At 59.9% G+C, this 12757-nt stretch carries 13 protein-coding genes; 4 read left to right on the forward strand and 9 right to left on the reverse strand.

Features of this window, described 5'->3' with window-relative positions; all coding sequences use genetic code 11:
- Positions 1-61 precede the first annotated feature (61 nt).
- Positions 62-2050, reverse strand: coding sequence for a bifunctional 2',3'-cyclic-nucleotide 2'-phosphodiesterase/3'-nucleotidase (locus C7U61_RS08555; RefSeq protein ID WP_106997654.1), 1989 nt, complete (start codon positions 2048-2050; stop codon positions 62-64).
- A gap of 136 nt (positions 2051-2186) precedes the next feature.
- Positions 2187-2564 (reverse strand): PilZ domain-containing protein, encoded by a 378-nt coding sequence (locus tag C7U61_RS08560; RefSeq protein WP_245410769.1) that lies wholly within the window; start codon positions 2562-2564, stop codon positions 2187-2189.
- Between the two features lie 139 nt (positions 2565-2703).
- Between C7U61_RS08560 and C7U61_RS08565 the strand changes: the two genes are divergently transcribed.
- Entirely contained in the window at positions 2704-3507 is an 804-nt protein-coding gene (locus C7U61_RS08565; RefSeq protein WP_106997655.1) for an endonuclease/exonuclease/phosphatase family protein, read from the forward strand.
- Positions 3508-3513: 6 nt separating this feature from the next.
- Here C7U61_RS08565 and C7U61_RS08570 read toward each other — a convergent pair whose 3' ends face one another.
- Entirely contained in the window at positions 3514-3975 is a 462-nt protein-coding gene (locus tag C7U61_RS08570) for an Lrp/AsnC family transcriptional regulator (protein ID WP_106997656.1), read from the reverse strand.
- 152 nt (positions 3976-4127) lie between these two features.
- On the opposite strand from C7U61_RS08570, the gene ald reads away from it, so the two are divergent.
- Entirely contained in the window at positions 4128-5246 is a 1119-nt protein-coding gene (gene ald, locus C7U61_RS08575; RefSeq protein ID WP_106997657.1) for an alanine dehydrogenase, read from the forward strand.
- Positions 5247-5263: 17 nt separating this feature from the next.
- Here ald and C7U61_RS08580 read toward each other — a convergent pair whose 3' ends face one another.
- The 5 genes from C7U61_RS08580 to C7U61_RS08600 all read right to left on the reverse strand — a co-directional run bounded on the left by C7U61_RS08580 (position 5264) and on the right by C7U61_RS08600 (position 9128).
- Positions 5264-5773, reverse strand: a complete 510-nt coding sequence (locus C7U61_RS08580) for a DUF1203 domain-containing protein (protein ID WP_106997658.1) — start codon at positions 5771-5773, stop codon at positions 5264-5266.
- Between the two features lie 81 nt (positions 5774-5854).
- The gene (locus tag C7U61_RS08585; RefSeq protein WP_106997659.1) at positions 5855-6469 is read right to left on the reverse strand and encodes a GNAT family N-acetyltransferase; all 615 of its coding nucleotides are present in this window, start codon (positions 6467-6469) and stop codon (positions 5855-5857) included.
- Positions 6424-7281 carry a 3-mercaptopyruvate sulfurtransferase gene (gene sseA / locus C7U61_RS08590; RefSeq protein WP_106997660.1) on the reverse strand — a complete coding sequence of 286 codons (858 nt, stop codon included), beginning with the start codon at positions 7279-7281 and terminating at the stop codon, positions 6424-6426. Before sseA ends, C7U61_RS08585 begins: the two co-directional genes overlap by 46 nt.
- Positions 7282-7345: 64 nt before the next feature.
- Positions 7346-8083 carry an alanyl-tRNA editing protein gene (locus tag C7U61_RS08595; protein WP_106997661.1) on the reverse strand — a complete coding sequence of 246 codons (738 nt, stop codon included), beginning with the start codon at positions 8081-8083 and terminating at the stop codon, positions 7346-7348.
- A 4-nt stretch (positions 8084-8087) separates the two neighbouring features.
- A complete protein-coding gene (locus C7U61_RS08600; RefSeq protein WP_106997662.1) occupies positions 8088-9128 on the reverse strand; it encodes a cysteine synthase A in 1041 nt (346 codons plus the stop codon).
- Positions 9129-9422: 294 nt separating this feature from the next.
- Between C7U61_RS08600 and C7U61_RS08605 the strand changes: the two genes are divergently transcribed.
- Together C7U61_RS08605 and ugpC are read left to right on the forward strand one after the other, a co-directional pair.
- A complete protein-coding gene (locus tag C7U61_RS08605) occupies positions 9423-10253 on the forward strand; it encodes an SDR family NAD(P)-dependent oxidoreductase (RefSeq protein ID WP_106997663.1) in 831 nt (276 codons plus the stop codon).
- A 337-nt stretch (positions 10254-10590) separates the two neighbouring features.
- The gene (gene ugpC / locus C7U61_RS08610; protein WP_106997664.1) at positions 10591-11703 is read left to right on the forward strand and encodes a sn-glycerol-3-phosphate ABC transporter ATP-binding protein UgpC; all 1113 of its coding nucleotides are present in this window, start codon (positions 10591-10593) and stop codon (positions 11701-11703) included.
- A gap of 138 nt (positions 11704-11841) precedes the next feature.
- On the opposite strand, the gene C7U61_RS08615 is transcribed toward ugpC, so the two are convergent.
- Positions 11842-12756, reverse strand: a complete 915-nt coding sequence (locus tag C7U61_RS08615) for an ABC transporter permease subunit (protein ID WP_106997665.1) — start codon at positions 12754-12756, stop codon at positions 11842-11844.
- Position 12757: the final 1 nt, after the last annotated feature.

Genomic DNA, 12757 nt, shown 5'->3' on the forward strand with positions numbered 1-12757 from the left:
GTAAGGGACTTTTGGTGCCGTGACGCCTTCTCCCCCAAAGGGGAGAAGGTGTAGTCAATGATTACAGCACCAGCCGGTAGTTACGGAAGCCGTCGGCACCTTCGCCGGCGTCTTCGATCTTCACGCTCTTGACCTGATCGAGGAAGTCCTTGGCCTTTGGCGAGCTCTGGAACCGCGCGGTCATGCCCGGCAACGGCTTGAAGGTCCAGTTGCCGTCGGCGGTCGGGTTGATCGTGCCCTGGTCGTGAACATAGCGCACGATGACGTCGCGATTGGTGTCCGGTGCCTGATAGACGACCTTGTCCGCCGCGATCTCCGGGAAGTTGCCGCCGCCGCCGGCACGGTAGTTGTTGGTCACGACCAGGAACCTCTGTGCGGGGTCGATCGGCTTGCCGTCGAACTGCAGATTCTGGATGCGGTTTGCATCGGCATTCAGGACCTTGCCGTCATCGCCGAAGCGGCGCGGCTGGGAGAGGTCGATCTGGTAGGTGACGCCATCGATGACGTCGAAGTTGTAGGACGGGAAGCTGTTGTTGATCAGGTCCGCATCCTTGGCGCCCGGCTGGATCTGGTTGAACATAGCGGCCGACATTTCCAGCCAGTTCTTGACCTGTGCGCCGCTGATGACGACCGCCTGAACCGTGTTCGGATAGAGATAGAGGTCGGCGACGTTCTTGATGGCGATATTGCCGGCGGGAACGTCCGTATAATAATCGGCGCCGTTGCGGCCGCCGCATTTGAAGGGGGCTGCCGCCGAAAGGACCGGCAGGTCCTTGTATTGCGTCTCCTTCAGTATGTTCTTGATGTACCAGATCTGCGCCTGGCTGACGATCTGGACAGAAGGATCGTCGGCGACCAGCGCGAAGTAGGAATAAAGCGGTGCGGAGGTCTTGCCGACCGGCGTGCGGACATAGGTCAGCGTCGCCTCATGCTCGGCCTTGGCGGCTTCGACGACTTCCTTCTTGTCGGCGACGTCTGCGATAACCTTCTTCTTGTCGTCGCGATGGTAGATCGGCCGTGCTTCGGACGTGAAGTCGACGATCTTCCAGCTCTTGCCGTCCTTTTCGAGCAGCAGGTCGATGAGGCCGAGATGCGAGCCCCAGAAGCCGGCCATGACGGCGGGCTTGCCGTGCAGCGTTCCCTTGACCGGATCGGCGTCCTTGATGCCGTCCCAGGTCTTCGGGCCGGGGAAGACGAGATGCTGGTGGCCGGTGAAGACGGCATCGATGCCATCGATCGCGGCAACGTAGAGCGAGGCGTTTTCCATCTTTTCGCTCGGCCCGCTGCCGTCGATGCCGGAATGCGAAAGCGCGACGATGATGTCGGCGCCTTCAGCCTTCATGACCGGAACCCAGGCCCTGGCGGCCTCCACGATGTCGCGCGTCTGCGCCTTGCCTTCGAGATTCTTGATGTCCCAGAGCATGATCTGCGGCGGCACGAAGCCGATGAAGCCGATCTTGATCGGGCTTTCATTGCCGGCGCCATCCTTGATCTTCTTCTCGAGGATCAGATAGGGCTTGAAGAACAGGTCGTCCTTCGTCGGGTCGGAGGCAAGCTGGCCCTTGGTCAGGTTGGCGCAGACGAAGGGGAAGTTCGCGCCGGCCAGCACCTTGAACATGAAATCGAGGCCGTAGTTGAATTCGTGGTTGCCGAGTGTGCCCACGGAGTAGCCGAGCGTGTTCATCGCCTTGATGACCGGATGGACGTCGCCGTCCTTCATGCCGTGCTGATAGGCCATGTAATCGCCCATCGGATTGCCCTGCAGCACATCGCCATTGTCGATCAGGAGTGAATTGGTGGCTTCGGCGCGGATATTGTCGATGATCGTCGCCGTGCGCGCCAGACCCATCGTGTCGTTCGGCTTGTCGGCATAGTAGTCATAGGGGAAGACGTTGACGTGAATGTCGGTCGTTTCCATGAGGCGCAGATGCGCCTGGTTGCTCGCCGCGCGGGCCGCGAAAGGATGCAGCACGATCAGCGCCGCCGTGGCGCTGAGGCCTTGCAGCAGGGAACGGCGCGACATGCTGGGCAAATCCAGAATGGAAGACATAAGACACTCCTTCAACGATAGGGCCATGGTCCGTCGATCATCTCTCGGGCGAGGAGATTAGGACGATTTTCGAAGGTGTGCACCAGGAATGTGACAGGCTTATTGTGGATCGTAGCCGGCTTTCGCCTGCATGCCGTCAACGCTTGAGAACCGGCTTGATGTCCTTGTGGAAAAAGCGGAAATAGGATGCGACTTTCGCTGAGGCATTGGACGAGCGATCGAATTCGATGCCAATGCGCCCGTTGTGTGCCCAGCGCACGAAACCATCCAGCAGGCCGATATCATCGCATTCGATGCGAACCTTGCTGCCAGCCGCCGCATAGAGGGGCGCCTGCAGGTCGAGCGCGATGCCGCTCGTGGAAATATCGACGACGCGGCCGGTCACGAGCTTGGTGAAATAGCGGACCTGGCCCATGAGCCGAGCGTGATGGCGCGCCGAGCCTCGGGTTTTGATTTTCAGGTTGCCCTGAACCAGAGATTTCGAAGAGAACTGCATGATGGTACCCCGGCTCATCCGTCTTTTTCTCGGTTTGGATATCAGATGTGCCTTGAGGGATATTTAGCACGATCGCTAAAATTGTAGCCGGCGTCCCGAATCGGTACCATCGAGATGACCGCAGCGATAGGCGATGTGACCATGAGAGGTGCAGGATATGCGTATCGTTTCGTTGAATGCATGGGGCGGCCGGCTGCATGAGCCGCTGATACCCTATCTCGTTAATGCCGGCGCGGATGTTCTTTGCCTCCAGGAAATGGTTCGCACGCCGGATGCGGACGCTGATTGGCTGGTCTATCGCGATCATGGCGTCGAGCTCCCACAGCGCGCCAATCTCTTTGAGGAGTTGAAGGCTGCTTTGCCGGCTTACGATGCTTTCTTCCTACCCGTGGCGCGAGGCGATCTTTTCGATGGGGACCGGCAATTCGATTCCGAATTCGGACTGGCAACCTTCGTGCGCAGGACCTGTCCGGTCATCGGTCAAGCGGCCGGCTTCGTTCATGGTGAATTTTCGGCCTATGGCTATGGGCTGCATCCGCGCTCCCGCAATGCCCATTGCATCCGCCTTTTCGACTATGAGCGCGGCTATCCCATCACCATTGCTCATATGCATGGCCTGCGGGATCTGGAAGGCAAGGGTGACACGCCCGCCCGTCGTCATCAGGCAAATGCGTTGGTGGACCTCATTCGCCAGGTGAAGAAGGCGGGTGACCGGCTGGTCGTCTGCGGCGATTTCAACCTGCTGCCCGGCAGCGAGACCTTCGATATTCTCGGCACGCTTGGCCTTGTCGATCTCGTCACTTCACGGGGACATGGGGACACGCGCACGTCCCATTATAAGAAGCAGCCCCGCTTTGCTGACTACATGCTGGTGACGTCCAATATCGAGGTGATTAATTTCGATCCTGTCGCCGAGCCTGAGGTTTCAGATCATCGCGCCTTGCTGCTGGACTTGCGTTGAACACCGTCAGAGGCCGACATTCGGTCGGTCTATGATCTCGCGCAGCGCGAAGCTGGAATTGATTTTCACCACATGCGGAAAGGCCGAGAGCCAGTCGCGGTGGATGCGTTCGTAGTCTTCGAGGTCCCGCGCGGCGACCCGCAGTATGTAGTCGTATTCGCCCGACATGAGGTAGCAGGAGAGCACATTGGGGCAGCGCTTCACCGCTGTCTCGAATTCGGAAAGCGTCTTGGCGAATTGCCCTGAAAGGGAGATGTGCACGAAGGCAATCATCTTGTAATCGAGTGCCTTGTGCGAGAGATGCGCATGGTAGCCGTCGATGATGCCGCTCTTTTCGAGGATATCGAGCCTGCGGGAGCATGCCGAGGGCGAAAGCCCGACCTTTTCGGCCAGTTCCGAATTGGTGATGCGAGCGTTCTGCTGCAGCATCCGCAAAATCGAATGATCTATGGCGTCGAGGTCGGACATTCGAAGATCTTTCGAAAAAATTTCTGTCTGCGCAATAAATCACGAAAAATGACCTCAGCGCAAATTGTCTTTGCAAGGACATTGCGGGGCGGTGGTGGTCTGATTTCCGTTAGAGAAAATGAAATACGCAAAAGCATTCGAGGAGGAATGAAATGCGCGTTGGCTGCCCCAAGGAAATCAAGAACCACGAATATCGCGTCGGTCTGACGCCGGCGTCCGTTCGCGAATATGTCGCCCATGGCCATGAAGTCTGGGTCGAGACGAAAGCAGGCGCCGGCATCGGCGCCGACGATCATGCCTACATCGCCGCAGGCGCCAAGATCGCCGCAAGCGCCAAGGATATTTTCGAGAAGTGCGACATGATCGTGAAGGTCAAGGAGCCGCAGCCCTCGGAATGGGCACAGCTTCGCGAAGGTCAGCTTCTCTATACTTATCTGCATCTTGCGCCCGATCCGGAACAGACCAAGGGTCTGCTCGCCTCAGGCGTGACCGCTGTCGCCTACGAAACCGTCACTGACGAGCGTGGCGGCCTGCCGCTGCTGGCGCCGATGTCCGAAGTCGCCGGCCGCCTGTCCATCCAGGCGGGCGCAACGGCCCTGCAGAAGGCCAATGGCGGCCTCGGCATCCTGCTTGGCGGCGTGCCGGGCGTGCTGCCGGCCAAGGTGACGATCATCGGCGGCGGTGTCGTCGGCCTGCATGCCGCCAAGATGGCCGCCGGTCTCGGCGCCGATGTCAGCATCCTCGATCGCTCGCTGCCGCGCCTGCGTCAGCTCGACGACATATTCAACGGCCGCGTCCATACCCGCTACTCCAGCATCCAGGCGCTGGAAGAAGAGGTCTTCTCCGCCGATCTCGTCATAGGTGCCGTCCTGATCCCCGGCGCCGCCGCGCCGAAACTGGTGACCCACGAAATGCTGTCAGGCATGAGAAAGGGTTCTGTCATCGTCGACGTCGCCATCGACCAGGGCGGCTGTTTCGAGACCTCGCATGCGACGACGCATTCCGATCCTACCTATGTGGTGGAAGGCGTCGTCCATTATTGCGTCGCCAACATGCCGGGCGCGGTTCCCGTTACGTCCGCGCATGCGCTCAACAACGCCACGATCTATCACGGCCTCGCGCTCGCCGATCGCGGCTTGCGCGCCATCGCGGAAGACAAGCACCTCCGCAATGGTCTCAATGTCCACAAGGGCCGCATCACGAACCGGCCGGTGGCCGAAGCGCTTGGCTATGAGGCCGTCGCGCCGGAAAGCATTCTGAACGTCGCGTAAAGCCCATCGCGCGCACGTCAGATGGAGGCGCCGGCATCCCCGTATGCCGGCGCTCCTATTTTATCGATCCGGCATTGATAGCAGTTGTTGCGTGCCGAACGGACGTGGACATAGGCGATGTCTGGACGTTCGAGCAGGGAAGCCGCGTAGGCTGCGATGTCATCAATCGGCGTGACCGCGCCTGTTCCATAAACGATGCGGTCGTTCTTGCCATAGCCGCGCACGATGAAATCCTTGCTGGTCGTCAGTACCGGCGGCAGGATTTCTTCCGCTTCATAACGCTGGCACGGCCGCTTGTGCAGAAAGATCGGGCCGGTCTCCGCATAGGGCTGCAATTCGGGGAAGGGACGATAGGCAAAGACCAGCAGCTCCTCGCCGGCATCGATATTGCGCAGGCAGTGGCGGCAGGGGTGGCCCGGACCATCGGAAATCATCGTCTCCGGCTGGTGACCGTAGGCATCCGCGCCGCCGCTCCAAAGAAGTTCGGCGTCGGAGGTGGGCATGGCTGCAAAGGCGATGGAAGGCATGGCAAATCTCCTCGTGAGGTTTACCATGTGATGCGCCGGAGCGTGGCGCGAAGCCACCCGATTCCTGCTGCTGCAAAAAACTTAGCTCGTCCTGGCGAGCTCCAGCAGTTCCTTGTCGCTCAACGGCCGGACGATGCCTTCCCCCGTCGAGATCGGGGAGAAACCGAACATCTGATAAAGCTGCAGCGCCCTGGGATGATCGAGATTGTTTGTCGTCGTAATGATCCGCTGCGGGTTCAGTGTCCATATGGCGTAGAGCGACTGCAGCAGGAACCATTTGCCGATGCCGAGACCGAGCGCGTGTTCGATAAGGCCGAAATGGCTAAGCTCGATCGTCTCTTCGTCCTGGCGGAAATATTCGAAGAACCCGCCTGGTGCGCCATTGACGTAAAGCACGCTGATATCGTTTCGTTGGTCGTGAAGAACAGTGGCCAGTTGCTCGTCGGAGAGGCGCAGACGCTCCACCCAATGCCAGCGGGCGCCCACTTGACGATAGAGATAGCGGTAGAAGGGCAGCGGAATGCCAGGCGCCCGCATGATCGCGGTCTGGATATTGACGGGCACGGGCAGGCTGGCCTTGGGCGGCGCGGTCATTTCCAAACGGGTAATGTGGACTTTGATCGACGATGGCGTTTTCACGGCGGCGACGCTCAATCTTGACCGGTGACGATGGGCGTATCCGCCAGGCTGCCCCATTCCGACCAGGAGCCGTCATAGAGCTTGTTGTCGCCGTGGCCGAGGGATTCGAGCGCCAGTGTGATGATGGCGGCGGTAATGCCGGACCCGCAGGTCGTCACGACGGGCTTTTCGAGATCGATGCCGGCCTTCTCGATGGTTTCTCTTAGTTCCGGCAGCGACTTGAACTTGCCGTTCGTCGCAAAGACCCCGGATGGCAGGCTTCTTGCTCCCGGCATATGGCCAGAGCGCATGCCTTCGCGCGGCTCCGGCTCGGTTGCCGCAAAGCGCCCGGCGCTGCGGGCATCGGCAATCTGCAGCGAATGGTTGTCGACGATTTCTCGCATTTCCTCAAGCGAAACGACGCGGCTGGCATTGAATTTTGGCTTGAACGTCACAGGCGCAAAGGCAGGCACCGCCGTCTCCAGAGGCTGTCCCTCGGCCTTCCAGCCGTCCAGACCGCCATCGAGCACGAAAACATTCGGCGCACCCATGACGATGTGGAACAGCCACCAGACGCGCGGCGAGGCGAATACGCCTGGGCCATCGTAAACGACGATGCGATCATTTTCGCTGATGCCGAGCTTGCCGACCTCGGCCGCGAAGAATTCGGGCGAGGGGACCATATGCGGCAGGTTTGTCGAATGATCCGAGATCTTGTCCTGGTCGAAGCGGATCGCACCGGGAATATGGCCGCTGGCATATTCGGCGTCGGCATCGCGCTTCTGCGCCGGCAGATAGAAGGATGCGTCGAGGATGCGCAGATCCTTGGCACCTAGCTCGCCTTGCAGCCAGTCTGCGGATACGACGAAACGGCTCTTGTCCGCTGCCATGATGATCTCCCTGCTGTGGTTTATTGGTTTTGGTATCGGGATACGGATAGGAGTGCTTGCCCGGTCAATTCTCGTCGGTCGGCGCGCCGAACCGAATGCGGAAGCGGCGGTTTTCCTTGCCCTTCTTCTCGATCTTGGCGATGTAAATCGCGCCGACTTCCTGCGTCTCCGACACATGCGTGCCGCCACAGGGCTGGCTGTCGATCACCGAATCCTCGCCGATGCAGACAAGGCTGACGCGGCCGAGGCCCATCGGCGGGCGCACATTCTTGGATTTGACGATGCCGGGATTGGCAATCAATTCCTCATCCGTGATCCAGCGGACGAAAACCGGATGGTTTTCATTGACGAGCGCCATCATCTTCGCCGTCACCTCATCCTTGTCGATCGTGTCGCTCATGTCGAAATCGACCCGGCTCTCATCCTCGCCGACCGCGGCACCCGTGATCGGATAGGGGCAGACTACCGAAAGCAGGTGGCAGGCCGTATGCATCCGCATCAGCTTATAGCGGCGTGCCCAATCGATATGCAGCACCAGCTTCTCGCCGACGATGGGCAAGGGCTGAGTTTCGAGCGGGACGTGAATGATGATGTCCTTGATCGGCCCATGCTTCGTTTGACCGAGCATGATCCTCGAGCCGTCGCCGCGCTCGAGGAAACCCGTATCGCCCGGCTGACCGCCCGAGGTGGCGTAGAAGCAAGTCTGATCGAGCTCGATGCCCCCATCTTCGTGAATTGCGGTGACGACTGCTTCGGCAGTCGAAAGATAGAAATCGTCACGATAGAGGGCATGGACGGTCATATGATCACGCTGTTGTTTCGTAGGGGACGGCGATTTCAGCCCGCTTTTCCAAATAGCTTGGCAGCGGCAGGCCTTTCGACTTCAGGAAGTCGGGATTGAAGAGCTTGGACTGATAGCGATTGCCGTAATCGCACAAGATGGTCACGATCGTATGTCCGGGACCGAGATCCCGGGCAAGACGAACCGCACCCGCGATGTTGATGGCCGTCGAGCCGCCGAGGCACAGGCCCTCATGCTCGACCAGATCGAAGACATAGGGAAGCGCTTCCGCATCGGTGATCTGATAGGCAAAGTCCGGCGTGAACCCCTCCAGGTTTGCCGTAATGCGGCCCTGGCCGATGCCCTCGGTGATCGAGGAGCCGGAGGACTTCAGCTCGCCATTCGTGTAGAATTCATAGAGCGCCGCGCCTTCCGGATCGGCGATACCGATCTTGATGTCCTTGTTGAAGGCATGGAGGCCCATGGCGACGCCGGCGAGCGTGCCGCCGGAACCGACCGAGCAGATGAAGCCGTCGATCTTGCCATTGGTGTCCGCCCAGATTTCCTTGGCGGTCGTCTCGATATGGGCCTGACGGTTGGCGACATTGTCGAACTGGTTTGCCCAGATCGCACCGTTCGGCTCGGTCTTTGCCAGCTGTTCGGCAAGACGTCCGGAGACCTTCACATAATTGTTCGGGTTCTTGTAGGGGACGGCCGGAACTTCCACCAGCTCGGCGCCGAGCAGCTTCAGCGCATCCTTCTTTTCCTGGCTCTGTGTCTCAGGAATGACGATGACGGTGCGATAGCCGAGCGCCTTGGCAACCAGCGTCAGGCCGATGCCGGTATTGCCGGCCGTGCCCTCGACGATGACGCCGCCGGGCCTCAGCAGACCCTTTTTTTCGGCGTCGCGAATGATGTAGAGCGCCGCGCGATCCTTCACCGACTGGCCGGGATTGAGAAATTCGGCCTTGCCGAGAATGGTCGAGCCCGTCGCCTCTGAGGCGCCCTTGAGCTTGATCAACGGCGTATTGCCAATGGCTTCTAGGACGGAGGGATGGACGGTCATTGGAATCTGCCTTCTGTTCGCAACTACTGTAAGAACGGTCTTTTCCCTTCACAAGGCGGCATAGGCAAGAAATTCTGTTCCTTGCTGTCTGTTCACCCTGCAAAATTCGACTTGGCGAGCCTCTCGGCCTCTCTCTTTCATCCAAGTTCCGGTCTCCAATTGGTGACATTGTTTTCCCGATGAAGCCGCCAGTCTGGCCGAAAGCGGCCACAATGATGCGCTATTTCTAAAATGCCACGGACGGCCGCGATTTAAGCGTTTGATGTAGGCGGCCGCCAGCCAAGGAGAAGAGCCATGAGCCCGTTCATCGCACGTCCTGAACACGGAGTCGTCTGGATTACCGGCGCCAGTTCCGGTATCGGCCGCGCGCTCGCCCTGAAGCTGGCGGAAGAAGGATACAAGGTTGCCGTTACGGCTCGCAGCCACGAAAAGCTTCTGGCTCTGCAGGCGGAGGCAAATGCGCTCGCCGGCAGCATTGTCGTGCTGGATGGCGATGTAACCAGTGCCGAGGACATGGAACACACCGTTGCGGCCATCGAATATCAACACGGTCCGGTGGCACTGGCCGTTCTGAACGCCGGCATCTATTTGCCCGCTCGCGGCGAAGACCTCAATCACGAGGCGTTCGAGCGCAGCTTTGCGGTCAATCTCCACGGCGTCGTCAATTGCCTCGTTCCGGCGGTCCGGCATATGCGGGCGAGGGGATACGGTCAGGTCGCGCTCGTATCTTCCGTTGCCGGCTATGGCGGCCTGCCCGGCGGCGCGGCTTACGGGGCCAGCAAGGCCGCGCTCATCAACATGGCCGAAAGCTTGAATTTCGAGCTCGATCGCATGGGCATTCGTATCCAGCTCGTCACCCCCGGCTATGTCGATACGCCGTTGACGGCTAAGAACAAGTTCGACATGCCTGATATCGTGTCCGCGCAGCAGGCGGCTGACGCAATATCAGCCGGACTGAAATCGCCGAACTTCGATATCAGCTTCCCCAAAGGCCTGGTCTACCGGGCAAAGCTGTTGAAGCTTCTGCCCTACAGCCTCTATTTCCGCGTGCTCCGATATTTTCTCGGAATCAGCCACAAGCGCCGGCACGTCGGTCCGCGCGTTACCGCGCATCCGGCCGAATAGCGACTATCCATTTTCTTTCAATGATGCTCGCGCGGCGCGCGCGATAGCATGATCGGGGACCAGCCGGCGCTCATCTTGCCGGGTTTGTCCCGAAGCACGTTCTTGATTTGTTCATCGCTACGCCTGCCGGATCGCAACGCCGGAACCGGCATACGGTGTCGGTCGCCGAATAATTCCGCTACCGCGCGTTTCATCGCGAAATAGCACCCGCAACTCTCGTGAGGAAATCCGGATGCGGTTTGTGATATAAGGGATCCTTGTCACTGTTCTGTAATGCAAATTCGCTAGCAGTCCACCCGATTGACGTGCCGAGAATGGACAGGCGGGGAAGATTAAAATGGCGGAAATCCGGATCGAACAAGTTCGCAAGGCCTACGGGCGCAATCCGGTCGTCCATGGCGTCGACCTGAATTTCCGATCGGGCGAATTCGTCGTCATCCTCGGGCCTTCCGGCTGTGGCAAGTCCACGCTGCTGCGCATGATCGCCGGCCTTGAGGACATCACCTCGGGCGAGATCATCATCGATGGCAAGGTGGTCAACCAGCTCGAGCCGCGCGAGCGCGGCTGCGCCATGGTCTTCCAGAACTACGCGCTCTACCCGCACATGGATGTCGCCGCCAACATGGGCTATGCGCTCAAGGTCGCCGGCGTGCCGCGCGCCGAGCGCGAACGCCGCATCAGGGAAACCGCCAAGATCGTCGGCCTTGAGGATTTCCTGGCCCGTAAGCCGGCCGAGCTCTCCGGCGGTCAGCGCCAGCGCGTCGCCATGGGCCGCGCCATCATCCGCGAGCCCAAGGTCTTCCTCTTCGACGAGCCGCTTTCCAACCTCGATGCGAAGCTGCGCGTGCAGATGCGCGTCGAAATCCGCCGCCTGCACAAGCGCCTGTCGGCGACCTCGGTCTTCGTGACGCACGATCAGGTCGAGGCCATGACACTCGCGGACAAGCTCGTCGTCATGTACAAGGGCAATGTCGAGCAGGTCGGCACGCCGCTTGAGATCTACAATACGCCCCGCACGCGCTTTGTCGGCTCTTTCATCGGCTCCCCGGCGATGAATTTCCTGGAAGGTACCTTCGCGGCAAACGGCGAGCAGTTCATCTTCGACGGCATTCCGATCGCCATTGACGCTAACATCGGCAAGCGTCATGCCGGCCAGCCGGTCGCCCTCGGCATCCGTCCCGAACATGCGCGCCTCGTCCCCGAGGGCACGCCCGGCGCCATTCCGGCGACAGTCGATTTCGTCGAAGAACTCGGTGCCGGCCGTGTCATCCATTGCGACATCAACGGCTCGAGCTTTGCAGTGGCGGTCGCCGACCATACGACCGGTCAGACCGGTCAGCCGGTTGGGCTGGAATTGCCGCAGCAGCACACGCATCTCTTCGCCCAGGACACCGGGCTGCGGCTGGATGCCGTCGCCACTGTCATGCCGCTCAAGGTGCTGGCGAGCTGAATTTCTAACATAAATTTTCAGCAGGTATCGCCCGGAAGTTTTCCCGACTTCCGGGTTTTTTATGTGCTGCAGGCTGACTGAGAACTCGATCGCAGGCGGATTGCCGCGCTCGCAGGGCGGCGCGGCAGGTAAACGAGATCATTTCTCCGTGGCGATCATGCCGCGGACGACCCAGCGCTGCATCAGCACGACGACGGCAAGCGGCGGAATCATGATGATCAGCGTGCCGGCCATGGCGATATGCCATTCGGGAAGGCCGCCAAAGTTCGGGATGAGTGACTTGAGTTCGTGAACAGCCGTTATGTGGGCGGGATCGGTGGTCACCAACAGCGGCCATAGATACTGATTCCAGGCCCAGAGGAACATGATGGTGCCGAGGGCGGCCATATTGGTGCGTGACAGCGGCAGCAGGATGTCGATGAAGAAGCGCAATGCCCCGGCGCCGTCCATGCGCGCGGCCTCGGCCAACTCGTCGGGTATCGTCAGGAAGAACTGGCGGTAAAGAAAAGTGCCAGTCGCCGTCGCGACCAGGGGCAGGATAAGGCCGATCGAGGAGTTAAGCAGCCCGAGGTTCAGCGAGACTTCGATACCCGTAAGCTTTGCGACGAGCCAGGTGATGCCGGTAACGTCGAGAATTCCCTGAAAGGGCGACAGCACGTTCGCTGCGACCGCATAGGTCGGCACGATACGCACTTCGAGCGGCAGCATCAGCGTTATGAAGATCAGCCAGAAAATGAAACGGCGGCCGGGATAGCGGAAATAGACCAGGGAAAAGGCCGTTATCGCCGAGATGAGCACCTTGCCCACCGCAACGCCGGTGGCGAAAATCAGGCTGTTCAACAGCTTGGGGCCAAGATTGGCGGTCGTCCAGGCCGTCTTCATGTTGATCCAGAAATCCGAGCCGGGAATCAGCGACATCGGCACTTTGTTGACGTCGGCGATGTTATGCGATGCGGCAATGGCGACGATGGCCAGCGGGCCGATGGCGACGATGAAGCCAAGGAGCAGGATCAGGTGGGTGAAGAAATTAAGGATGGGGGTGCGCTCGACCATG

The sequence above is a fragment of the Rhizobium sp. JAB6 genome, from assembly GCF_003024605.1.
Lineage (GTDB): Bacteria > Pseudomonadota > Alphaproteobacteria > Rhizobiales > Rhizobiaceae > Rhizobium.

Bases quoted from the DNA above. Each gene is read 5' to 3' on its own strand.
- C7U61_RS08555 (WP_106997654.1), bottom strand. From the start codon at position 2,050: ATGTCTTCCATTCTGGATTTGCCCAGCATGTCGCGCCGTTCCCTGCTG.
- C7U61_RS08560 (WP_245410769.1), bottom strand. From the start codon at position 2,564: ATGAGCCGGGGTACCATCATGCAGTTCTCTTCGAAATCTCTGGTTCAG.
- C7U61_RS08565 (WP_106997655.1), top strand. From the start codon at position 2,704: ATGCGTATCGTTTCGTTGAATGCATGGGGCGGCCGGCTGCATGAGCCG.
- C7U61_RS08570 (WP_106997656.1), bottom strand. From the start codon at position 3,975: ATGTCCGACCTCGACGCCATAGATCATTCGATTTTGCGGATGCTGCAG.
- ald (WP_106997657.1), top strand. From the start codon at position 4,128: ATGCGCGTTGGCTGCCCCAAGGAAATCAAGAACCACGAATATCGCGTC.
- C7U61_RS08580 (WP_106997658.1), bottom strand. From the start codon at position 5,773: ATGCCTTCCATCGCCTTTGCAGCCATGCCCACCTCCGACGCCGAACTT.
- C7U61_RS08585 (WP_106997659.1), bottom strand. From the start codon at position 6,469: ATGGGGCAGCCTGGCGGATACGCCCATCGTCACCGGTCAAGATTGAGC.
- sseA (WP_106997660.1), bottom strand. From the start codon at position 7,281: ATGGCAGCGGACAAGAGCCGTTTCGTCGTATCCGCAGACTGGCTGCAA.
- C7U61_RS08595 (WP_106997661.1), bottom strand. From the start codon at position 8,083: ATGACCGTCCATGCCCTCTATCGTGACGATTTCTATCTTTCGACTGCC.
- C7U61_RS08600 (WP_106997662.1), bottom strand. From the start codon at position 9,128: ATGACCGTCCATCCCTCCGTCCTAGAAGCCATTGGCAATACGCCGTTG.
- C7U61_RS08605 (WP_106997663.1), top strand. From the start codon at position 9,423: ATGAGCCCGTTCATCGCACGTCCTGAACACGGAGTCGTCTGGATTACC.
- ugpC (WP_106997664.1), top strand. From the start codon at position 10,591: ATGGCGGAAATCCGGATCGAACAAGTTCGCAAGGCCTACGGGCGCAAT.
- C7U61_RS08615 (WP_106997665.1), bottom strand. From the start codon at position 12,756: ATGGTCGAGCGCACCCCCATCCTTAATTTCTTCACCCACCTGATCCTG.